Source organism: Bifidobacterium pseudolongum subsp. globosum (assembly GCF_004155535.1).
Classification (GTDB): domain Bacteria; phylum Actinomycetota; class Actinomycetes; order Actinomycetales; family Bifidobacteriaceae; genus Bifidobacterium; species Bifidobacterium pseudolongum_C.
Genome location: NZ_RYUH01000014.1, coordinates 52,980 through 76,877, shown reverse-complemented (window position 1 = coordinate 76,877; position 23,898 = coordinate 52,980). Strand labels below are relative to the sequence as shown.

Annotated in this window: 11 protein-coding genes; 10 read left to right on the top strand and 1 reads right to left on the bottom strand. The window is 66.4% G+C overall.

Going from position 1 to position 23,898, the window contains the following annotated elements; genetic code table 11:
• Positions 1-32 precede the first annotated feature (32 nt).
• On the bottom strand, positions 33-1,451 hold the full coding sequence (locus tag PG2093B_RS07315; protein ID WP_129897932.1) for a serine/threonine-protein kinase: 1,419 nt from the start codon (positions 1,449-1,451) through the stop codon (positions 33-35).
• A gap of 241 nt (positions 1,452-1,692) precedes the next feature.
• On the opposite strand from PG2093B_RS07315, the gene PG2093B_RS07310 reads away from it, so the two are divergent.
• The 10 genes from PG2093B_RS07310 (at position 1,693) to PG2093B_RS07265 (ending at position 23,877) form a co-directional block, all read left to right on the top strand.
• Positions 1,693-5,895, top strand: coding sequence for a PD-(D/E)XK nuclease family protein (locus PG2093B_RS07310; protein ID WP_242502861.1), 4,203 nt, complete (start codon positions 1,693-1,695; stop codon positions 5,893-5,895).
• 3 nt (positions 5,896-5,898) lie between these two features.
• Positions 5,899-9,819 carry an ATP-dependent DNA helicase gene (locus PG2093B_RS07305; protein ID WP_129897931.1) on the top strand — a complete coding sequence of 1,307 codons (3,921 nt, stop codon included), beginning with the start codon at positions 5,899-5,901 and terminating at the stop codon, positions 9,817-9,819.
• 193 nt (positions 9,820-10,012) lie between these two features.
• Entirely contained in the window at positions 10,013-10,774 is a 762-nt protein-coding gene (locus PG2093B_RS07300) for a GNAT family N-acetyltransferase (protein ID WP_165369740.1), read from the top strand.
• Positions 10,771-12,159 carry an MFS transporter gene (locus tag PG2093B_RS07295; RefSeq protein WP_242502859.1) on the top strand — a complete coding sequence of 463 codons (1,389 nt, stop codon included), beginning with the start codon at positions 10,771-10,773 and terminating at the stop codon, positions 12,157-12,159. Before PG2093B_RS07300 ends, PG2093B_RS07295 begins: the two co-directional genes overlap by 4 nt.
• Positions 12,156-12,908 carry a 4-hydroxy-tetrahydrodipicolinate reductase gene (gene dapB, locus PG2093B_RS07290; protein WP_129897929.1) on the top strand — a complete coding sequence of 251 codons (753 nt, stop codon included), beginning with the start codon at positions 12,156-12,158 and terminating at the stop codon, positions 12,906-12,908. Before PG2093B_RS07295 ends, dapB begins: the two co-directional genes overlap by 4 nt.
• Before the next feature lie 92 nt (positions 12,909-13,000).
• Positions 13,001-13,906, top strand: a complete 906-nt coding sequence (gene dapA, locus PG2093B_RS07285) for a 4-hydroxy-tetrahydrodipicolinate synthase (protein ID WP_129897928.1) — start codon at positions 13,001-13,003, stop codon at positions 13,904-13,906.
• An 86-nt stretch (positions 13,907-13,992) separates the two neighbouring features.
• On the top strand, positions 13,993-15,909 hold the full coding sequence (locus PG2093B_RS07280; RefSeq protein WP_129897927.1) for a ribonuclease J: 1,917 nt from the start codon (positions 13,993-13,995) through the stop codon (positions 15,907-15,909).
• A 115-nt stretch (positions 15,910-16,024) separates the two neighbouring features.
• Positions 16,025-18,652, top strand: a complete 2,628-nt coding sequence (gene pepN / locus PG2093B_RS07275; protein WP_129897926.1) for an aminopeptidase N — start codon at positions 16,025-16,027, stop codon at positions 18,650-18,652.
• 392 nt (positions 18,653-19,044) lie between these two features.
• Positions 19,045-21,300 carry a transglutaminase domain-containing protein gene (locus tag PG2093B_RS07270; RefSeq protein ID WP_129897925.1) on the top strand — a complete coding sequence of 752 codons (2,256 nt, stop codon included), beginning with the start codon at positions 19,045-19,047 and terminating at the stop codon, positions 21,298-21,300.
• 39 nt (positions 21,301-21,339) lie between these two features.
• Positions 21,340-23,877, top strand: a complete 2,538-nt coding sequence (locus PG2093B_RS07265) for a transglutaminase domain-containing protein (RefSeq protein WP_129897924.1) — start codon at positions 21,340-21,342, stop codon at positions 23,875-23,877.
• The last annotated feature ends 21 nt before the right edge of the window (positions 23,878-23,898 follow it).

The following is a 23,898-nucleotide window of genomic DNA, read 5'->3' as shown; positions in this document are numbered from 1 at the left end:
CTGTTCGGTGTGGGGCCCAAGTGGTGGATGGGTCAGCGCGCGGCGCAGATCGTGGCCGGGCTGGTGGACATCTGCCGGTCCTCACGCACGATGCTCACGCGGATGCAGGTCTGCGTGCGGTCGCCCGCCTTCACCACAACACGCTGGTCGGCGGTGAGGGCGGAGTTCGTGAGCCCTTCCGAATCGTCGTCGATGATAACCCACGCATACCGGTCGCCGGGCTGCGGATCGGGATTCTTCCACGTAAATATCACGGAATCGCCGCTGTACCTGCCCACCACGTTGGTGGGGGAGGGCACGGCGCCGCCGGCGGAGGGCTGCGCGCCGGCGCTTGGCGTGGCCTGCGAGCCGAAGCTCGGGTTGACCACCTGCGCCTCGCCGCCGTCCACATGGTCGAGGTTCGGCAGCACAAGCGTGCAGAACAACGCCACACCGGCGGCCACCACGGCCACGGCGGCGCCGATCGCGATCCACGCGCCGCGCGAGGGGCCGCGCTTGGCGGTGTCGGCGGCGGCCGGCGCGGCGGTGTGCGCGCCACGGCGCTGCAGCACGGCCTTGCCGAAGCGGTCCACGCCTTCCACCGTCAGCGGCGTGGCATGGCCGTAGCAGTCGATCTGCGCCTGTTGCATGGCGCGCGCGAACTCGACGGCGGAATAATAGCGGTCCTCGGGGTTGTGGCTCATCGCCTTGGCGAGCACACGCTCCACCTGCGCCGGCACGTCGGGGCGGTTCAGCGGCGGCACCGGGTCGTTCATGATATGCGCGCCGAGCTCCTGCATCGTGCGCGGGCGGTAGCCGTGTTCGAACGGCGATCGCCCCGCGAGCATCGCATACAGCGTGGCGGCGAGCGAGTAGATGTCGCTCGCGTCGGTGCCCGAGCCGTTGGAGGCGAGCACCTCCGGCGGAGCCCATGGCAGCGAGAAGCCGGTGCTGCGCTTGTCGTACACCGAAGCGGAGATGCCGAAGTCGGCGAGCGCGGGCAGCCCTTGCTCGGTGATGAGCACATTGCTCGTCTTGATGTCGCGGTGCACGATGCCGTTGCGGTGCGCGGTGGCCAGCGCGCTCGCGAGGTTGACGCCGATGTCGAGCGTCTCCTCGGCGTCGAAGCGGCGTGTGGCCAGCAGGTCCTTGAGGTTGCCGCCGGGCGCGTATTCGAAGACGATGTAGCTGCGGCCGTCGGCGGTGATGCCGGCGCCGTAGATCGACAGGATGTAGGGGTGCGCGGAAAGCCTGGCCATGAAGTTGGCCTCGGTGCGGAAGCGCGCGCCCGCCTTGGGGTCGAGCCGCGCCGTGCTCACCTTGACCGCCACTTCGCGGTTGGTGCCGTGCTGCAGGTAGCGGTACACGGTGGCCGTCGACCCGGACCCGAGGATGCCGCGGTACTCGTAGCCGTCCAATCGTGGTGGGGCTGGTGCCGAGTCTGGCGTGGCGCCATGCGCTGTGTGGTACATCTCATCCCCTCATCGGTGCGGGCGGCCGCTGTTCGCGAATGAAGTCCATTGTGCTGGAGCGGCCGGCTGCTGTCTACCCCGTGGCCAATATGTGACATCGTTCGCATTGGCGTCATACTGCCCTTTCGACGCGCCTGTGCAACCGAGGCGCTGGCATGCGCGTGCGCGCCACGGTATGCTGGGAGGCCGGGTGCCTCCGCCCTGCGCGGGCACTGGTTGGACCGGAAGGGATGGACGGGCGATGACGCACAACACAGCTTCTGCGGCGGCTCCACAGGCGGGGCGCGCCGCATCGATCGACGACGTGCTCGCACAGGCGCGCGCCACGCTGGACGACGCGCGGTTCGCGCCGCTGTTCGAGGCCGGGAGTGCCCCCGGGGCCCCGGCCGTGCTCGTGACGGCGCCGCCGCGCCGCGGGCGCACGATGCTCGCCGTGGCCGCGGCGATGCGCGCGATGGACGTGTTCGGCGAATCGGCGGCAGTGCTCGCCGTGCCGAACCGTGTGCTCGCGGACGAGTATTCGCCGCTGCTCATCCGCCATGCCGGCGTGAGCACGCAGGCGCGCCCCGCCACCACGCTCAACGCGCTCGCGTTCCGCCTCATCACGCAGGCGCGTGCGCGCGCGGGCCTGCCGCTGCCCAAACTGCTCAACGGCGCCGAACAGGACGCGCTGCTGCGCCGCGTGCTCGGCGTGCACCTGGCCCATGTGCAGGCCGGTGAGATGTGCGCCACATGCCAGCTGCTGCGCGACTACTTCGCCAACGAGCACTGGGCGCGCTACGTGGCCGAAGACATGCGCGAAGGGGAGCACGGCGGCGACCCGGCCACGACCGAGGCGCTGTTCTCGGCCGGTGTGAACGGCGCGTTCACCGCGCAATTGCGCGACATGCTCGCGCGCATGGACGAATCGGGCGCAGGCCCCGACTGCGAGCAGCGCGTGCTCGCCGCCACGGACGGCGCGGGGATCACCGGCGCGCGTCTCGCGATCCAATGGCGGCTCGCGTTCGCGCTGCGTGCCGAATACATCGCGATGATCGGCGCGCAATACCCCAACGATTACCGCCTCGATTCGTCGTACCTGCAGGTGGCCGGCGCCGCCGCCGCGCGCGAGGCCGAACCCGGTGACCTGCCGGCCATGCTCGTCGTCGACGACTTCCACGACACGACGCTCGCCGGGCTGGCGTTCCTCGAGGCGCTGCACGGCCGCGGTGTGCGGCTGCTGCTCACCGCGAACCCGGACGAATCGGTGCAGACCTTCCGCGGATCGTACCCGGAATATGTATGCCGCCAGGCGCAAGAGCGGCTGCATGCCGAGCCGGTCGACTTGGGACCCGCACAGCAGACCGGTCCCACGATGCGCGAACTGCTGGCCTCACGCGTGAGCCTGTCGATCGCCGCGAGCGAAGCGCAGGACCAGCCGTTGCCGCAGCGCCCCGGCAAACTGCCCGGACTCGCCAACGCGTTCCCGATCCGCACCCTGCCCGAAGACGCGCCGCAACGCGCCGACGGCACGGTGCGCGCGCATCTGTACCGTTCGGCGAACGAAGAACTCGATGATGTGGTGTGGCACATCAAGACCGAACGCCTCACGTTGGGCCGCTCGTGGAACAGCATGGCCGTGATCATGCACGACAACGGCGCGATCCGCACGCTCGGCGACCGCCTGCGCCGCGACGGCGTGCCGGTGCGCTTCTCGTCGGTCACGCGCCCCCTCGCCGAAGAGCCGTTCGTCCAGGCGCTGTTCGCGCTCATCGAACTTGCGCAACTGCGCAACCAGGGGCTCGCCAACCGCACGCTCGCCCCCGCCGCGCTCGCCGCCTGGGTCGGCGCGCGCGTGCGCATGATCGCCGCGAGCCCGCTGCTCGACGCCCCCGCAAAGGAACCGCCGCGCCCCATGGACATGGGACCGGTGCAGGCGGCGATGCGCTCGCTGCAGGCCCTCGCACAGGTGGCGCAGGCAGAAGGCGGCGATGGCGCGCTCGCCGGACTGATCGCGCAATGGACCGACCTTGCGGCGCAACTCGAAGCCGCCCGCGCCGCCCGCGAAGAGGAGGCGCACGTGCGCGTTGACGAATCGATCGTCGACCCGGCGGCGCGCGCCGTTCCCGATTTCGGCGAAGACGCGATGATGCTCATGCTCGCGCACGACGGCGCCCCGCAGGTCATCGACAGCATCGAACGCATCTGCGGCACATGGCGCGGCGAAGGCGACGGCCGCTATGTCAACCCGAACGCGCCCGCGCGCCGCTTCGCGCGCCTGTGGAGCCGGGTGGGGCAAATCGCCGGCGCGTTGCGCGAGCTGCGCGACCCCGGCCCGCAGTTCGCGCTCGAGGCCGCCTGGGAGGCGTGCGGCGTGGCGCGCGACTGGCAGGGGCAGGCGCTGTTCAACACGCCCGCCGGCCGCGCCGCCAACGACCGGCTCGACACGGCGATGCGCCTGTTCGAATACGCGCGTACCGAAGGCGCCGCCCACACGATCGGCGCGTTCATCGAACAGGTGCGCGGCCTGCAGATCGAAGCCGACTCGCTCGCGCATGTGGCGCCGCTCGACGAAGCGGTCACCGTGACCACGCCCGCCGGCGCCGCGGGCCACGCATGGCCGCTCGTATGGCTGCCGGGCGTGCAGCAGGACGTCTGGCCCAACCTCGCCGCGCGCAACACGATGTTCGGCGGCGAAGACCTCGTGGACGTGCTGCTGCACGGCCGGCTCGACGCGACCCAGGACGGCGCGCCCGGCGGCACGGGCCTGCAGGAGGTGCTCGCCTCGGAACAGAAAAGCCTCCTCGTGGCGCTCACGCGAGCGGGCGAGCGCGTCACCGTCAGTGCCGTGCTCAACGACGACCTCGCGCCGTCCGACTTCCTGTACACCTACCTGCCCGAGCACTTCGACCGCAGCCGCGACGCCAATCCGCGCTCGCGCCGCTACACGCAGCTCGGCGATGGTGCGCACGAGGCGCTCGACGCCGACGTGCGCGGGCTGATCGCGCTCGCCCGCACCACGCTCGCCACGCACAGCGCCGATGCGCCCGAAGCGCGCGACGCGATCGAGGCGCTCGCCGTGCTGGCGAAGAACGGGTTCGCCGCGGCGGACCCCGGCACATGGCCGTTCCTCGATGAGTGGAACGACTCGGATGATGGCGCCGCCGAACCCGCGCGCACGGCCACGCACCGGTCGCGCGCGGCGCACCACACCGCGTCGCCCGAAGCGCGCACCGCGGCCACCCCAGCCGACCCCTTCGCGCAGCAGGAGGGCAACGTCGTCACCCTGTCGCCGTCCAAGGTGGACCGCCTGTGGAACTGCCCGGTCTGCGCGCGCATGGAGCAGCAGTTCTTCGGCCCTCAGCGCTCCACCGCGGACCAGAACTTCGGCACGATCGTGCACGACATCGCGTGCGAGGCCACGCAGCGCGGATGGGACAGGCCCGGCCACCTGCCCGACCTTGCGCCCGATGAGCGCATCGAACGGATCGCGGACGCCATGTTCGCGCTGTACGAGCAGGGGCGTGACGACCCGCTCGACGTCGAAGACATGGAGGAGCGGTTCCGCGCGCTCGCGAAAGACGACGACGCGCGCGGCACGTTCGGGAACATCGCCGCGTATTTCGTCAATTCGAACCTGCCCGGCCGCTATGGGCTGGGCAGCACGGCGCAGTTCGAGGTGGGCACGCTCATCGACGCGAGGGCCGAAGTCGAGTTCACGGCCCGGTTCGGTGTGCCCGAGGTGACGCGCGCCTACAACGCGATCGACGGCGTGGACGCGGTCAGTGAATCCACGATGGTCGCGCTGATGGGCGCCCTCGTGGGCGGCTGGCCGGACGGCATGAGCGCGGATCTGGTGGTGCGCCTGACCGGGCGCATCGACCGTGAGGAGACGCGCGTGCTCGCCGACGGCACGCATGTGGCGCGCCTCATCGATTACAAGACCGGCCGCAGGCATTCAGGGGCGGACAATTTCAACGACCTGCAACTCGTGTGTTACCAGCTTTCGCGCATGTTCCCCGAAGACGGCGAGCAGGCCGGCATGCCCATCGCGCAGAGCACGCTGTTCGACGTGCAGGAGGCGCCGGCCCCGGCCATGCGTGGCGCCAACGCCGAAACCTACTTCCAGGAGCCGCTCTTCCGTGATGGCGCGATCAATGCGCATGCCTTCACCAAGCGCCCCTATGTGACGGCGGTGGGCAAGCTCTTCACGCTCGACCTGCCCGACGAGGCGCCGGCGGGCGTGCCACACGAGGCATGGCGGCAGTTCATGGCGTTGCGCGGCACGATGGCGGTGTGGGCGCTCACGATGATCGCGCGCGTGTTCTACACGGCCGCGGCAAGCCGGTCGGTGCGGATCGAGGCGCACCCGACGGCCGCCCACGCCGCGCATTGCCGGCTCACCGCGCTGTGCCCGGCGTGCAACGGGCGCATATCCACCGTGTTCGAGACGAGGGAGGACTGAACCATGGCGGCATTCGTTCCCAGCGCCCAGCAGCAGCGCATCATCGGCGCGCCGCAAGACGACGACGTGCTTGTCGTGGCGGGCGCGGGCTCCGGCAAGACCTTCACGATGACGCAGCGCATCATCCACCTCATCGAGACCGGTGTGGCGCCCGAAGGCATCCTGGGCCTCACGTTCACGCGCAAGGCCGCGGCCGAACTGCTCGCGCGCGTCTCGGCGGCCGTGTCGGCGCACGCCGGCGCACGGTCGGCCTTCATGAAGCCCGACGTCTCCACATACGACGCGTTCTTCCAGTCGATCGTGCGCCAATACGGCCTGCTCGTCGGGTTCGACCAGGAGACGCAGCCGCTCAGCGCGGCCGGCGCCGTGCAGCTCGTCAGTGAGGTCATCGGCGCCCATATGGGCGTCGTGCTTGACTCAGGCGAGGATTTCGGCGGGTTCACGAGCCTCGTGGGCCAAGTGCTGCAGCTGTCCAACGGCATCGCCAACGCGATGATCGGCGAGGGGTGTGAAGACATCGACACGGCGATCGCGCGCATCCGCGCATGGGACAGCCGGTTCATCGCGCGCGCCGACGCGATGCTCGACGGCCTCGAGGTGCCGGCCGAACAGCCGCAGCGCCCCAAGCGGCCCACGCAGCGTGGCAAAAAAGGGCCCACCGAGCTCGACAAAGCCAATATGGCGCGCTACGAGGAGAGCCTGCGCGACTACGCGGCCGCCCTGCCGCTGTGGCGCGCCGCGCAGCTGCGGTCGGTCGCGCGCCGCCGCGACACGCTGCTCACGCTCGTCGCGCTGTTCCAGCAGGCCAAGCGCGAGCGCCACATGGCGGAGTTCAGCGATTTCACGATCGCCGCGTTCCAGCTCGTCTCGCGCTTCCCTTCGATCGGCGCGCGCTACCGCCGCCGCTACACGCATGTGCTGCTCGACGAATACCAGGACACGTCCACCACGCAGTCGGCGTTGCTCGCCAAACTGTTCCATGCCTCGCCGTCCGACCGCGCGGCGGTGAGCGCCGTCGGCGACCCCTATCAGGCGATCTACTCGTTCCGTGGGGCGAGCCCGGGCGCGTTCCGCCTGTTCCAGAAACAGTTCGGGCTGCGGGAGGACGTCGATCCGCTCCCGCTCACCCAGACGCGCCGCAACGCGCGCGTCGTGCTCGAGGCGGCGAACGATATCACGCGCGTGCTGCGCCGGCACCATGCGCGCCCCGGCAGCGCGTTGACGCGCGAAGTGGGCGTGCAGCCGCTGACGAATGTGGACGATGGGTCGGCGCTCGTCGAAGAGGGCACGGTGGGTGTGCTCGGCTATGCGTTGCGCGGGCAGGAGATCGACGGTGTGGTGCGCTTCGCCCACGAGGCGGTGCTGCGGCACCGCCATCTGGACGTGCAGTACCGCCACCTGCATTGGACCGTCAGCGCGGATGCGGCGCCGAATGAGGGCCCGCATGTGGCGGTGCTGTGCCGCAGCAAGAAGATCATCCCGCTCATCCAGACGGCGCTCGAACAGTCCGGGCTCTCCACGCTCGCGGTCGGCGCCTCGGCGCTGCTTGCGCGCCCCGAGATCATCGACGTGCTCGGCGTGCTGCGCGTGGTGGCCGACCATGCCGACTCACAGGCCCTCATGCGCCTGCTCGCCACGCCACGCTTCGGCCTCGGCGCGCGCGACCTGCGCCGGCTCGCGCGCCTCGCCGAGCGCCTCAACACGCAGTACCGCTACCGCGCACTCGTGCAGGCCGGGCTTGCGCAGCCGGACGCCGACTATCAGACGCAATACGCGGCGGTGCGCGAGCATGCGCAGCGCGTGCCGAACGCGGTGTTCGTGGCCGATGTGCTGATGGGCGACGACGCCGACCATCTGATCGACACGAGCACGCTCTCCGATGCCGGCAAGCGCGCCGCCAAACACGCGGGCGCGGTGCTGCGACACGTGCAGCGCGCCGCGTACGAACCGATCGCGCATGTGATCCGCGCCGCGGTCCAGGCGCTCAACCTCGATGTGGACATGCTGCTCGCCGCCGGCATCCACGCCGGCGAGACGCCGAACACGGCGGCGGTGCGTGCGCCGATCGACGCGTTGCTCGCCACCGTCGACACCTTCACGCAGGAGATCGCGGTCTCGCAGACGCCCACATTGCGCGGGTACCTGGCGTGGATCGACGCGATGGGCTCGCTCGAGGACGAACAGCCGGTGGCGCCCGACGTGCCGGTGGATGTGGTGCTGATGACCGTGCACCAGTCGAAGGGGCTCGAATGGGACGCCGTGGCCGTCGTCGACATGCGCGCGGGCACGTTCCCCAGCAAGCAGGGCGACCATCTCGCCATCGAAACGGTGCCGGAAAGCGGCGATGACGAGATCATCGCCACCCACGAAGGGGCATGGCGGCCGCCCGAATACCTCGAGCGCGCCCGCACATGGCTGTCCGACCCGGCGGCGGTGCCGGTGCCGGTGCGCGTCGACGCCGGCATCCTGCCGCGCTTCCCGCGCACGATGGCGCCGGGGGCCGACCCGTTGGACGCACTCGACGCCATGGAGTCGGCCGAGGAACTCGAAGACGAGGTGTTCGGCGAACTGCGCGGCGTGCAGGTCGAACTCGGCGAGGCCGGTGAGGACGACGCGCGCCGGTGGGCGCTGACGCAGGAAGAGGAGTACGGGCGCATGGCCCACGCCGACGAACGCCGGCTCATGTATGTGGCGCTCACGCGTGCGCGTTCGGAGGTGTTGCTCACGTACAGCCGCAGCAACGGCGATGGGTTGGCCACGAGCGGCGACGAACGGCAATCCGGCAAACCGTCGAATTTCTGGGACGAAGTGCGCGATGCGCTGGGCAGGCGTGGGGATTGCGCCACCGGACCAGGCAATCTCCATACGGAAGGCGAGTCGCTCGCGGCACGAGGCGAGGACCTGCCGGAAGGCTTCTTCGTGGGCGCGCATGCGCAGGAATTCGAAGACGCGGTCGTCGGCGGCGCATGGAACGCGGACGCGGGCGGCCAGGGCCAGACCCTGCACCTGCCATGGCCGTTCACACTGAGCGCGCCGATGCTCGCATGCCTGCGCAACGGCGTGGATGAGGTGCGCGAGGCGATGGCCCAGGAGGGCGCGCCGGTCGAGCCGACGGGCGTGTTGACGCACCATGCGCTGCGCCTCGCCGGCGACGCCGACCTGGGCCCGATGCCAGACATGCCCACCGAGCAGATCATGCGGCTGCTGCGCGCCAAGGCGCAGCGTGTGCTCGCCGCGCAACGGCTCAACGCCACCACGATCCAAGCGAACGCGAACGATCGCGACGACTACGCGCGCCGCGATTTTGTGCGCGGCGTGCTGCGGCCGATCCCGCAGATGTCGTCGCCGGCCGCACAGGCGGGCACACGCCTGCACGCGTGGGCCGAGCGCTTCCTGCTCGCCGGCAGGCCCGGTGAAACGGCCACGCGCGCGTCGATGGAAGCCGATGTGCGCGCGGCGCTCGCCCAAGCCGACGGCGCGCGCGGCGAGGACCACGATGTGCTCGTGTGGGCCGAGCGGCTCATCGGTTCGCCGTGGGCGCAACGCGAGTTGGCGGGTGCTGAACAGAGCATCGTCGCGGCGCTCGACGGCGTCGGCAATCTGGTGCAGGGCAAGCTCGACGCGGTGTTCGCCGGCGGCGTCGACCCCACGGACGAGTCCAAGGACTACACGGTCGTCGACTGGAAGACCGGCGCGCGCCCGCGCAACGCGGCCCAGCGCGCGCAGAAGCTCAAGCAGCTCGACTTCTACCGCCTGCTGCTGTCCAAGGAACGCGGCGTGCCGCTCGAGCGCATCGATGGCGCGCTGTATTACCTGAGCGAACCGGACGAGGCGCGCCGGCAGATCGTGGCCGAACCGAAGGGTGAGGCGCAGATCATGGAGGAGCTGCGCCAAGGCGTGCCCGAGGTCTCCGACGTGGACTGAGCGGGGCGCCGGGCGCATCGACCCTGCTGGGTACACTCGAGCGGGAGCGCGCCGATGAACCGGGCGGCCACTGCAGGTGCAGGGGCGCCCGGAGTGCAGGGGAACGCACTGCACTGGCTGCGCGGCACAACTGAACCACCGGCATGCGTGGGCGGGCACACATGCGCAATGCGAATCCAAAGGAGCAATGCACATGGGCGCCAACAGCGAACCACATACCTCAGCAGACGCATACACCGCAGGCACACCCGCCGTGAGCTACCGGCCGATGGACTGGAACGACCTCGACACCGTGGCCGCGTGCTTCGACCGCGTATGGCCGCAGGGGCCCGCGCTCGCCGGCACGCCGACCGCGCTGCTCGTGGCCCGTTACCTGACCCTGCACTATCTGGAGCAAAGCACATGGTCGAACGTGGCGGTCACGGCCGAAGGCGACATCGCGGGCATCACGCTCGCCCGTGTGGTGGGGCAGCACGCCCTGTTTCCGCAGGCGCATGACGAGTTCATGCGCACGCGCGCGCTGCTGCTCGCCGATCCGCGTGGCGCCGCGGCCGTCACGATGCTCGAAGACGGGTTCTTCGTGCGCGAAGGCATCCTCGAGGAGGACAGCGACGTGACCGCCACCACGCAGGCGGAACTCGAACTGTTCATGGTCAACCCCGATATACGTGGGGCCGGCGTCGGCGGCGCGCTGTGGCGCCAGTTGCTCGCCGCCCTGCGGTCGATGGGCGTGCACGCGTTCTTCCTGCACACCGATTCGAGCTGCGACTTCGGGTTCTACGACCACAAAGGCCTTGATCGCGTGGCCGAGCGCATCGCCGCCGACCACCCGGAAGACGCCGATCTGGCGCCCGGCATGAATACCGACGACCAGTTCATCTACCGCGCCGACCTCGCGAACGGCGCGCTCGGCGGCGCGTTCCGCGGCGCACAGGGCGAGGTGTGCGGCGCATGAGCACGACCACCGCAACGCGTTCCCCGTACGCGCGCATGTTCGCGCTGCCCGGCGCCAAGGCGTTCTGCCTCTCCGCCGCCCTCGCGCGCCTGCCGATGAGCATGATGAGCCTCGGCATCGTGCTCGCGCTCAACCACCTGTACGACAACTGGACGATCGCCGGGTCGATGAGCGGCGCGTACATCCTCGCCGTCGCGGCCGTCACGCCGTTCTACGCGCGCCTGTTCGACCGCTTCGGCCAGCGCAAGGTGGGCCGCACCGCGCTCGCCGTGCAGGTCGTGGCGATGCTCGTGTTCGCGTTCAGCGCGCTCGCCCGCGTGCCGATCCCGCTGCTGTTCGTGCTCGCGCTCGTCATGGGCGCCACGCAGTTCTCGTTCGGCGCGCTCGTGCGCACACGCTGGACGTACCTGCTCGAACGCACCGGCAACATGGACCTGCTCAACACGGCCTACGCGCTCGAATCGGCGATCGACGAGATCGTGTTCATCTTCGGGCCGATCCTCGCGGCCACGCTCGCCACCTCGGTGCACCCCGTCTCGCAGCTGTTCGTGCCGACCGCCGCGTGTGCGATCGGCGGCACGGTCTTCTTCTCGCTCAAACGCTCGGAGCCGCCCGTGCTGCGCGCCGTGGCGACGACCCCGGTGGCGCCTGACGACATGGAATTGCGCATCGCGCGCGGCGAATTCGACGACGGCGGCGCGCCGCAGGATTCCCTGCGCAAACGCAACTCGCTCGCCGCGTCGTCGCGCAAGGCGACGCGCAACGTGCTGCTGTACGCCGGCATCCTGCCGCTCATGCTCACGTTCATCTGCTTCAACATGAGCTTCACGACCTTCGACGTGTCGATCACGGCGGCGATGGAACACGACCACCTCGACCAGTTCCTTGGCCTGCAGCTCGCGATGATCGCCGTCGGCTCGTGCATCGGCGCGCTGTATTTCGGCTCGCGCCAGCACCGCGGCCCGCATTGGCGCCGCATGATCGTGTGCCTAGCGATCCTTGTGGTCGGCTTCGCGTGCATGCGCTGGACGATGGACAACTACTTCGTGCTCGGCGCCGTCGAACTGCTTTCGGGCCTCGTCGTCTCGCCGCTGTTCGCCACCGGCAACCTCATCGTCAGGGAGACGGTGCCGGAGCAGTCGCTCACCGAAGGCCTGTCGTGGCTTACCACAGCAGGTCAGATCGGCGCTTCGCTCGGCTCGCTGCTCGGCGGCGTGATCCTCGACCACGTCGACGCGCACGCCGGCGTCATGATGACGTGGGTGTACACGGCCGCCGCGATCCCCTTCGCCCTGCTCGGCTGGTGGGTGTTCACGCGCAAGGCCGCTACACTGGACGTGGAACAAGACGCACCCACGCATACAACAGAAAGGCATGCATCATGATTCGAGTTTCGGTGGTAGGGGCCAAGGGCCGCATGGGATCGCACGTCGTGGCCGCGGTGGAAGGCGCCGCGGACATGCAGCTCGCGCTCGCGCTCGACGCCGGCGACGACCTGACGGCGATCGGCCCGGAGAACACCGACGTCGTCGTCGAGTTCACCGTGCCGTCGGTCGCGCTCGGCAACGTGCTCACACTCGTCAAGCAGGGCGTCAACGTCGTCGTCGGCACCACGGGCTGGACCGAAGACAGGCTCAACCAGGTCTCGGCGGCGCTCACCGACGCCGGCAACCCGGACCAGAGCGTGTTCATCGCGCCGAACTTCGCGATCTCCGCCGTGCTCGCCGACCACTTCGCGCGCGTGGCCGCCCCGTATTTTGAATCCGCCGAGGTCGTGGAGCTGCACCACCCGAACAAGGTGGACGCGCCGAGCGGCACCGCGATCCACACCGCGCAGGGCATCGCCGAGGCGCGCGCCGCGGCCGGTCTGGGCCCGGTGCCCGACGCGACCGAGACCGACGGCGGCTCGCGCGGCCAGGTCATCGACGGCGTGCACGTGCATGCCGTGCGCCTGCGCGGCCTCAACGCGCACGAAGAGGTGCTGTTCGGCAACGCCGGCGAACAGCTCACGATCCGCGCCGACAGCTTCGACCGCATCTCGTTCATGCCCGGCGTGCTGCTCGCCGTGCGCAACGTGGACGGCGCAGGCCACCCGGGCCTGACGGTCGGGCTCGACAAATTCCTCGATCTGTGACGCGCGGGATGCGCGCGGGGCGCGGCACCGCACGCTTTTTCCGGCAGTGAATCGCCCCGCGCGCGTCCTAACCCAACAGTACCGTTGCACGTATGACTGACGGAACCATGCACCTTCTTGACCCAGCCCCGTTCGGGCGCATCCTGCCCGCGATGGTCACCCCGATGAAGTCCGACGGCGCGGTGGATTATGACGCCGCGCAGACGATCGCCCGCCAGCTGGTGGCCGACGGCGCGGACGGCATCGTCGTCAACGGCACGACCGGCGAATCACCCACCACGCACATGGACGAAAAGGTCGAGCTGGTGCGCGCCGTCAAGGACGTGGTGGATGTGCCGGTCATCTCCGGCGCCGGTTCCAACGACACCGCGCACACCGTGCGCATGGTCGAACAGACGCAGGAAGCGGGCGCCGACGCGGTGCTCGTGGTCTGCCCGTACTACTCGCGCCCCTCACAGCAGGGCATCTTCTACCATTACCGCGCCGTCAACGAGTCGGCGGACAAGCCGATCATCGTCTACGACGTGCCGGGGCGCACCGGCGTGCGCATCGCGCTCGACACATACTGCCACATCTCCGAACTCGACCACGTGTGCGCCGTCAAGGACGCGACCGGAGACATCGCCGGCGCCGTGCGCAAGCGCCTCGAAACCGGCCTGACGTGGTATTCGGGCGACGACGCGCTTTTCCTGCCGTTCCTCTCGATCGGCGCCGTGGGCATCATCTCGGTCGTGGCCCATGCCGCCGCCGGTCCGCTGCGCGATCTGGCGAATGCCTTCGACTGCGGTGACGTGCACCGTGCGCAGGCGCTCGCCAACCGCATCGCCCCCGCGATCGACGCGATGAACGGCACCGGCTTCCAGGCCGTGATGGCCAAGGCGGCGCTCAACGTGCGAGGCCTGCTCGAATGCACCGAGATGCGCCTGCCGAACGTGGGCCCGAGCGCCGAGCAGATCGACGTGGTCAAGGCCGGCCTCAAGGCGTCCGGTCTGCTGTGACACAATGGCCGCGTGTGCCCGCGGCCGCACTGATTCCTTGCCGTTCGCATAGGCGGACGGCACTTATTGAAGAAAACGAAGACACCATGACAGAAACACAAGAACAAGCGCCGCGCAAACATGTGCGCGGATCGAAGAAGAAGACGGCCGCCAAGACCACCGCGAAGACGGCCAAGTCGGGCGCCAAAGCCACTGCCACGCGCAAGCGCGCCGGCAAGGGCGCCAACACCACGCCGCAGTACGGCGACAACGCCGCCAAGGGCAAGAAGCTCGCCACATCGGACACCAACGACACCAACCGCATCGCCCCGCCGAAGTACCGCAAGGGCTCGATGCGCATCGTGCCGCTCGGCGGCCTTGGCGAAATCGGCCGCAACATGAACGTGATCGAATACAACGGCCACATCCTGCTCATCGACTGCGGCGTGCTCTTCCCCGAAGAGGAGCAGCCGGGCGTCGACCTGATCCTGCCTGACTTCAACTACATCAAGGACCGCCTCGACAAGGTGGACGCGCTCGTGCTCACGCACGGCCACGAAGACCACATCGGCGGCGTGCCGTACCTGCTCAAGCTGCGCAAGGACATTCCGCTCATCGGCTCCAAGCTGACGCTCGGCTTTGTGGAGGCCAAGTGCAAGGAGCACCACATCGAGCCCGAGACGATCCAGGTCGAAGGCCGCGACAAGCTCAAGGTGGGCCCGTTCAACCTCGAATTCGTGACGGTGACCCACTCGATCCCCGACGCGCTCGCCGTGTGCGTGCGCACGCCCGCCGGCTCGCTCATCGACACCGGCGACATCAAGCTCGACCAGCTGCCGCTCGACCACCGCGTCACCGACCTCGTGGAGTTCGGCAAGCTCGGCGAACAGGGCATCGACCTGCTCATGATGGATTCGACGAACGCCGAGGTGCCCGGCTTCGTCAAGCCCGAGACCTCGATCGGCCCGGCGCTCGACCAGGTGTTCGCCACCGCCACGCGCAAGATCATCGTGGCGAGCTTCTCGAGCCATGTGCACCGCGTGCAGCAGGTGGTGGACGCCGCCCACAAGTACGGCCGCAAGGTCGTGTTCGTCGGCCGTTCGATGGTGCGCAACATGGCCATCGCCGCCGACTTGGGCTACCTGCACCTGCCGGAGGACACGGTGATCGACCTGAAGAAGGCCAAGGATTACCCCGACAACAAGCTTGTGTACATGTGCACCGGTTCGCAGGGCGAGCCGATGGCCGCGCTCGGCCGCATCGCCGACGGCAACCACCGCGACATCACGATCAACGAGTTCGACACGGTCATCCTGGCCAGCTCGCTGATCCCCGGCAACGAGCATGGCGTGTACAAGGTGATCAACAAGCTCGTGCAGCTCGGCGCGCGCGTCGTCAACCGCGACAACGCGGCCGTGCACGTCTCCGGCCACTGCAACGAAGGCGAGCTGCTGTACATGTACAACATCGTCAAGCCGAAGAACGCGATGCCGATCCACGGTGAGAACCGCCACCTCGTGGCCAACGGCCTGATCGCCGTCAAGACCGGCATCGAGCCGGAGAACGTGGTGCTCGCCGAAGACGGCGACGTGGTCGACCTCTACCACGGCAAGGCCGCGATTGTCGGCTCCGTGCCATGCGGCTACATCTACGTGGACGGCGATTCGGTGGGCGAACTGACCGACGACGAGCTTGAAAAGCGCCGCATCCTCGGTTCCGAAGGCTTCGTCTCATGCTTCGCGGTCGTCGACACCGACGCGAGGGACGTGATCTCGGGGCCTAAGGTGTATCTCAACGCAGTGGCCGAAGACGAGAAGTCGTTCGAAAAGGTGCGCCACCAGATCATCGAGCAGTTGCAGGACGCGATGATGGGCGGCACGAAGGACGTGCACAAGCTGCAGCAGATCATGCGGCGCACACTCGGCAGCTGGGTGGCGCGCGAACTGCACCGCAAGCCGATGATCGTGCCCGTTGTGGCGGATGTCGCGGCCGACATGGAGAGCATGGAGACATACTCCGACTAACAGGCGGCACGCCGGCGCGCACAGGTCCCCGACCGTGCGCGCCGGCGCTTTGCGTGGAAGAACCATCAAGAAGAACCTACGGGGAAACAGGACAGAAGACAGTGAGGAGCCAACTATGCCGGGAGCGAATCTGACCCGCGTCGAAGCGGAAGAACGCAAATCCATCGTGCAATACCCCATCCACTACAGTGTGGACCTCGACCTGACGCAAGGCGACACGACCTTCGTCTCCACGTCCACGATCCAGTTCGGCGCCAAGGCGGGGGAGAGCACGTTCCTCGACCTCATCGCCGACGAAGTGACGTCGGTCACACTCAACGGCGAGTCCGTGGAGCCGGGCGAGGTGTTCGCCGACGACCGCATCGCACTCAACAACCTGCGTGAGCGCAACGAGGTCGTCGTCACCGCCGTGTGCCGCTATTCGACGACCGGCGAAGGCCTGCACCGCAGCGTGGACCCCTCCGACGGCAACGTGTATCTGTATTCGCAGTTCGAAGTGCCGGACGCGCGCCGCGTCTACGCCGTGTTCGACCAGCCCGACCTCAAGGCCGTGTTCCGCTTCTCCGTGCTCGCGCCGTGCTCGTGGATCGTCACGTCGAACATGCCGGTCGAGAGCACCGAAGACACCGACCGGATGACGCTCGACGGCACGCTCGGCACCAAGCCCGCCGAGCACGCCAAGCGCTGGACCTTCGCGCCCACACCCACGATGAGCTCGTATCTCACCGCGATCTGCGCCGGCCCGTACGCCGAATGGCACACCACGTACCAGAACGAGGACGGCCGCACGATCCCGATGGCGCAATACTGCCGCCAGGCGCTCAAGGACGACTTCGCGAAAGACGTGGACTACCTGTTCGACATCACCAAGAAGGGCTTCGCGTTCTACGCGAAGACGTGGGGCGTGCCGTACCCGTACGCGAAGTACGACCAGATCTACGTGCCGGAATACAACGCGGGCGCGATGGAGAACATCGGCATGGTCACGATCCGCGACTCCTACGTCTTCTCCTCGAAGGTGACCGACGCGCTCGCCGAGCGCCGCGTGGTGACCGTGCTGCACGAGCTCGCGCACATGTGGTTCGGCGACTACGTGACGATGAAGTGGTGGAACGACCTGTGGCTCAACGAGTCATTCGCCGAGTTCACCTCCACGCTCGCCACCGCCGAGGCGACCGAATGGCACGACGCCTGGGCCACGTTCTGCTCCGGCGAGAAGAGCTGGGCGCTCAACCAGGACCAGCTGAGCACGACCCATCCGATCGTCGCGCCGATCAACGACCTCAACGACACCTACGTGAACTTCGACGGCATCACCTACGCCAAGGGCGCGTCCGTGCTCAAGCAGCTCGTCGCCTACGTGGGCCGCGACGAGTTCTTCGAGGGCATCAACCACTACCTGTACCGCCACGCGTATTCGAACGCGACGCTCGACGACCTGCTCGCCGAGCTCGAAGGCACGTCCGGCCGCGACCTCAAGACGTGGAGCAAGCAGTGGCTTGAGCAGGCCGGCATCAACACGATCGCCACCGACCTGCACACGAACGACGACGGCACGATCAGCGCGCTCACCTTGCACCAGTTCGCGCCGACCGACCATCCCGTGCTGCGTGACCACCGTCTCGCCGTCGGCTTTTACAACGAGGACGAGGCGACCGGCAAGGTCGTGCGCACCGACCGCATCGAGCTCGATGTGCGCGGCGAACAGACCGACGTGAGTGAGGCGGTGGGCAAGGCGCGCCCGCAGTTCCTGCTTGTGAACGACGACGACCTGACCTACACGAAGTTGCGCTTCGACGACGATTCGCTCACGTTCGCCAAGGCGAACCTGTACCGCTTCGACGATGCGCTCGCCCGCGCGGTCATCTGGCTCGCGCTGTGGGACATGACCCGCGACGCGCAGCTCGCGGCGCGCGACTTCATCGACACGACGCTCAAGCTGTTGAGCACGGAGACGGAATCCACGACGTTCCGCTACGCGCTCGCATGCCTCTCCACGACCGTCTGGCACTACACCGACCCGAAGAACCGCGCCGTCATCGCGCGCCGTACCGCGGAGGAGCTGCTCGATCTGGCGAAGCAGGCGCCCGCGGGTTCCGACATGCAGTTCCAGCTCATCAGCGCCTACCTGAGCTACGGCGTGGAGGGCGACAGCCTCTTCGCCGACACCGTGCGCGGCCTGCTCGACGGCTCGCTCGTGTTGGAAGGCCTCGAGCTCGACAACAACTTCCGTTGGTCGCTGACCCGCGCGCTCGCGTCCATCAACGCGATCGACGAGGCCGACATCCAGCAGGAGCTCGAGAAGAAGGACACCACGGAGAACCGCGAGTTCGCGCTCGCCGCACGTGCCGCGCGCGCGACCGCCGACGCGAAGGCGTGGGCGTGGAACGAGGCGATCCACGACGAGGTGCTCACCAACAGCCAGCTCGAATCCGTGGCCTCCGGTTTCGCCTCCACGCCGAGCCAGGAACTCGCCGAACCGTATGTCAAGGAGTACTTCGACTCCGCGGAATGGATCTGGAACCACAAGACGTTCCACATGGCCGAGGCGTTGCTTGAGGGCCTGTACCCGAGCTATGCCGATCCGGCGACGCTCGTGGAGCTGGGCGATAAGTGGCTCGCCACGCACCAGGACGCCGACAACGCGCTCAAGCGCCTGATCAGCGGCAACGTGGAGAGCTCGCACCGCACCAAGATGGTCGCCGACTTCAACGCGTCGCTCAACGGCGACATCGATGGGTGATGCGCCGCATTAGACACAACGATCGGTGATGTTGGGGCCTGTGCCGTCATGGACGGCACAGGCCCCAACGGTATCGCGGCTGATACTTCGATAATTCCTAGTAGCATATCCACGACACAATGTGGTGCCTCGGTATGCTGTCAAAGAAAAACAGCTCATCGTGTGATGGCGGAAAACCTTGTTCCATTACGCTGACAAGGTACTTTTGTGAAGCAAGAGGGCATTAAGGAGAAGTGATGACCGGGCCACAGCCGCCGCGCGGAACACCCCCACAGCAGCCACGACAGGGCACGCCACCTCAGCAGCCGCAACCGCTGCGGGACCGTCAACCTGACAACGGCAGGCCACTGCCCAAGGCGGGGTGGTACCAACATCCACGAACCAAGACGATCATGTATTGGACCGGAGCCCAATGGAGCGAGCGGCCCATGCCCGCCATGCAGGGAGCCGGCTATGCCCCGTCTGCGGCGCTTGCATCGCCGAAGGCCCCCAAGAAGCGTATCTGGATCATTCTGCTGAGCATCATCACGGCTCTGGCGGTGCTCGTCGGTGGCGGGATGCTGACTCTGAACGTTCTGGAACGCGCCGGTCTTGTGGACGGTCCTTCGTTCGCATCGATGTCCAAGGAAGAGGCGTACGGCACCACGTTCACCGCCGACCGTTTCGATCTGCAGGACCCGTTGATCGCCATCAGCAATTCGCGCAAGTTCTCGATGGATCTTACGCCCGAAACGGCGCAGGAGCTCGCGAAGTCCGAGGAGCTGGAAGCCTGCGATTTCCTATGCGTATACGGCAACGCCAATCTGGATGCGCCCGTCGAGGCCGGCTATGCGATCACGGACGACAACCGATTGGAGGTCACGGGCATGTCCCGCCCGGATGCCGCCCAGGACGACAACGACATATCCAAGTACAATCTCGGTTTTTCCGGCTATGAACATTACTGGCTCGTGCAATGGCGCGATGCGCATGGCGTTAAGCTCGCCAAACCCAAGATCACGTATTTCACCGTCAAGGACAAGTACCGCAGTTCGTTGGACCGTCCGCGCGACCTGCAGTTGTCGGTGGATGGCGATGGCATATTGCGCATCAGTTTTTCCAAGGTGGAAGGCGCGAGCAAATACCGGCTGTACACGATCCGGCACACGTTCTTCACGTCCGAAGTGCAGATGGATCCCATCGCCGACACCGACCAGACGGACGTGCGCCTCGACCAGTTAGGCGACAGCGCCGGCAACGGCGCGTTATCGCAATTGGTGCTGCAAAGCGAGGACAACGCGATGGAGTGCAAGGCGTCAAAAAGCACCGATGTTGACTGCGTTGATTACGATTTGGGTCTGGCGCTCGGCGAGGAACGTGCTGCACAACTTGCCCAGCAGTTCGATGAGCGCATGGATACATCGGATGGCTGGATTGCCGTGAGCGCAATCGACTCGAACGGACATGAGAGCTATTTATCAACAGCCTCGCTTGCGCCGTTCATGTCCTCGTTGCCATTACAAGAAGCCGACTATATGCTGAGCACCATCAATCAGCAGACGCAACCGTTCTCCGGCAATGACTCGCAGATGCCCGACAAGCTCCAGCACGCCTATGCCAAGCACTACGTCACGATGCTCGACGGCCGCACCCACGAGATCTACAAGGAATGCCCCAAGCCTGAATTCGACGATTCGCACATGCTGTACAGCACCTGTATGGTTCCGGGGACGGCATATACGACGAAGCAGTGGTACAGGGACATCGGCGAATACGACCAATCCCAAGCGAAAATCGCCCAGTGGAAGCGAAACGAGCCGAAGTCCGGCGTGATTAGTGCCACCTTCAAACAGGAAATGAATGACCTGCTCGAACCGGATAGCAAGCCCGTTGGGCACAACGGCGTGGAGAAATACAAGCCATTCGGTTCGACCGAATATGTGCGCTATGTGGCGGAGAATCTGCTCGCTGGCCATAAGATGATCGACATCGACGCCTATGCGTCAAGCCCAAGCGCTCCTGAGTTCTATGACGTGCTTCAGGAAGCGATATACCAAAACTCGTATCTTGCCGTCATGTTCAAGGTGGATTATTCGGGTGTCAGTTTGGCCACTATTACTACGACTGGCAAGCGTATGGTGCGTGTGACCTATGCCGATGACGCATTCGCATTGCGTGATGCATTTTACGACAAAGTGATGCAGGGCGCCTCCGCAATCACAGCCGGTGCCACACGCGAAGGCGCTATCCAGATTGACAACTATCTGGCGGCCACCGCCGAGTATGACTATGACGCATTCGAAGCCTACGAGTCCCATATGGAGTTGTTTCAGCTGCAAAAGGCGTTCCCTCATTCCTGGACGGATGGCATATTGATCAACGGCCGGGGCGTATGCGCATCATATACATTGTCGTTCGACGCCATTGCCGACCAGATCGGTATACCGTCGCTGTTCGTTAGCGGACAGGGTGCGAGCGGCAGGCACGCCTGGAACCGCGTGCAGCTGGATGGTAAATGGTACGACATCGACACCACATGGGACGACGATGGCTCATATGCGTCGAGCGAGTATCAGCTCAAGGACGCCAATACATTGGACGAACACACCGTGGAATCGGATTGGATGCTCAAGTCAAGCATTCCCGCCTATGGCGGCAGTCAACGGTAACGGGACCACAAGAGCATAAGGATATAAGGAAGAGAAGCGATGACTGGACCACAGGAGCCGCACGGAAACCCATCTCAGCAGCCACCACAACCGCAGCAGGGCCGACCGTTGCCCAAGGCCGGCTGGTACCGGCACCCGCGCACCCGGAAGACCATGTATTGGACTGGAACGCGATGGGTCTCCACACGGCCCGGCCAATCCAATCCCACACAGGCCAAGGCCGTGGCCATAGACCCCAAGAAGCACAGGAAGCGGATCATCACCATCGTCGCAGCCGTGGTGGCGGTATGCGTCATCGCCTCTTCGGGTGTGGCATGGTTCATGCACAAGCGCGCCGCAGACCGAGAGCAGGGCATCTATGGCGGCTACATGTATCCAAGTGCATTGCAGAACGGCGATTTCGAACTGCTGGAGCCGATGACGGGGCTCGAGTGGTACCACAGGTTTGACATCCCATATGCTTGCAAAGACGATGACGAGAGGTACAAGGAAGCGGTGAGGGTGTACACCGACCCGGCGCTCACCAATGAGTTCCCCACGACCTCGTCTTGCGGGATAGAGAAACCCGGCAATATCACCATCTCCGCATTCACTGGTTCCTCTGTGAGGAACAACAAGAAGGTCTACCCGTTTACCAAGGAACACGACAAGGACCCCGAACATTATTCGTTTGATGGAAAGACGTCGGGAAACCGCTGGTTCGGGTTCGACGGCTACTATCTGGTGCGGTATGCGGGCGATGACGGCAAAAAGCTCAAGAGACCGCAGGTGACCTATTTCACCGTGCAGGGGGATGCGGATGAATTGCCCATCCCCAAGAACCTGCGCGCGTCCGTTGACGATGACGGGTATGTCACGATTCGCTGGGACCCGGTGGACGGGGCCTCCAGATACCAGGTGTTCATGCAGAAGAAGCGGAAGGGCGAGACATCCATCCCTCAGACCGTCACCCTGATCGACTTCACCGAGGACACGTCGATCAATTCCAAGGAACTGGAGATGTCCGCACACGCCATCGATCCGGATGATGAGAGAGACAGCCAGAACGGATTGTTCGGCGGCCTGGTCATGGGCGACAGCGCCGATGACATCGAAGGAACCCGTCTGGACCTGCAGAACGCGGCCACGTCCGACAACATCAAGGCCGAGGATGTGAAGTCGTATTATCCGGGCCCCGACACCGTGCGCAACATGTCGTTCCTGGTGCGTGCCACGGACGGGGAGGGCGGCTACTCTCCCTACGCCATGCTGCGCGCGAATGACCTGCTGTCGCAGATCCCCATCACCGTGAGCTTGCATACCGAAAACCTGCGGGGCAAGAAGCCCGAAGGCGGCATCGAACTGCTGAAGTACGAGGCCGTGGGCTACGTCAACATGGCGGATGGCACCATCCGCAAGACGCGCCGTGTGTTCGACTTCGACAAAGCCACCACGCGCAAGGAGGACTCGGTCCAATACGACCGTGAGAACGGTGGCACCACGAGTCGCAGGGAAACGCTCATATGGGAGGTGCCGTGCACCATCAAGGGCACCACGATACACGACACGGTCTCGATTCCCGCGACCGATTACCCGACGATCGACGCGCTGAAGAAGGGATTCGACGAGGCGGACGCCCAGCTCGACGAGGAGAATCCCGGCACAGGACTGCTCCCGGTGGTCGATGACAGCGATGTGGATTGGGAGCAGCTGGCCAAGGACATGGCCGTGGAGACTTCCACGACCATGCCGGACCTGTCGTCCACGGGCATCCCCGTGAAAGGCACCAATGAGCTGGTCAAATACCTGGCCGCCAATCTGCTCGCCGGCAACCGCAGGATCAACGTGGCCCACTACGTCAGCGCGGATGACTCCGATCACAGCGACACCCTCCAACAGGCGTTCCAGGAGGCCGTGGCGCAGAACCCGCTGACCTTCTGTGTGTACACCTGCACGATGTCGGTCCGTACGGACGAAGGCAGCGAGGACCCGATTGTACAGGTGTACGCCGGCTCCAAACGCCAGAGGAAAGAGGATTACCTCAAGGAGCGTGACAAGGTCCTGGGCGTCGTCAATGCGTGGGTCAAAGAGGTCGGCGGCAGTCCACGGGACAAGGTGACCTATTTCCACAACAAAATCATCGACTCGTTCCGGTACGACCATGCGGTCTACAAGGACGGCAAAAGCAACATCGACGCCCGGACGGAATACACCGCCAGCGCGCTCGCGTTGGAGGTGGCCGGCACCGACGACGCGTACATCGTCTGTTCGGGGTATGCGCAGGTGTTCCAGGCGTTGTTGAACCAGGCCGGCATCGAATCATGGTATGTCACCGGCAACGTCATCGACCCGTCCATCCCCGTCTACAACAGCCGGCACGCGTGGAATGTGGTCAATACCGGCGAAGGCTGGACCGCCGTGGACGTGACATGGGATGATTCCCAGTCGGGGCCTGCGGGAACCGAGTTCCTGATGGTGCCGTTCGACCAAGGGAGGATGGCCAGTCGCACATACGATGCGGACTCATTGCCGGTGAACGTGGTCTCAAGCATCGTGCCCGCGAATATGGTGCGGGAGGACAATGGTTCGCTCTTCTGACCACGGCAATCGCCATGGGCG

Bases quoted from the DNA above. Each gene is read 5' to 3' on its own strand.
- PG2093B_RS07315 (WP_129897932.1), bottom strand. From the start codon at position 1,451: ATGTACCACACAGCGCATGGCGCCACGCCAGACTCGGCACCAGCCCCA.
- PG2093B_RS07310 (WP_242502861.1), top strand. From the start codon at position 1,693: ATGACGCACAACACAGCTTCTGCGGCGGCTCCACAGGCGGGGCGCGCC.
- PG2093B_RS07305 (WP_129897931.1), top strand. From the start codon at position 5,899: ATGGCGGCATTCGTTCCCAGCGCCCAGCAGCAGCGCATCATCGGCGCG.
- PG2093B_RS07300 (WP_165369740.1), top strand. From the start codon at position 10,013: ATGGGCGCCAACAGCGAACCACATACCTCAGCAGACGCATACACCGCA.
- PG2093B_RS07295 (WP_242502859.1), top strand. From the start codon at position 10,771: ATGAGCACGACCACCGCAACGCGTTCCCCGTACGCGCGCATGTTCGCG.
- dapB (WP_129897929.1), top strand. From the start codon at position 12,156: ATGATTCGAGTTTCGGTGGTAGGGGCCAAGGGCCGCATGGGATCGCAC.
- dapA (WP_129897928.1), top strand. From the start codon at position 13,001: ATGACTGACGGAACCATGCACCTTCTTGACCCAGCCCCGTTCGGGCGC.
- PG2093B_RS07280 (WP_129897927.1), top strand. From the start codon at position 13,993: ATGACAGAAACACAAGAACAAGCGCCGCGCAAACATGTGCGCGGATCG.
- pepN (WP_129897926.1), top strand. From the start codon at position 16,025: ATGCCGGGAGCGAATCTGACCCGCGTCGAAGCGGAAGAACGCAAATCC.
- PG2093B_RS07270 (WP_129897925.1), top strand. From the start codon at position 19,045: ATGTATTGGACCGGAGCCCAATGGAGCGAGCGGCCCATGCCCGCCATG.
- PG2093B_RS07265 (WP_129897924.1), top strand. From the start codon at position 21,340: ATGACTGGACCACAGGAGCCGCACGGAAACCCATCTCAGCAGCCACCA.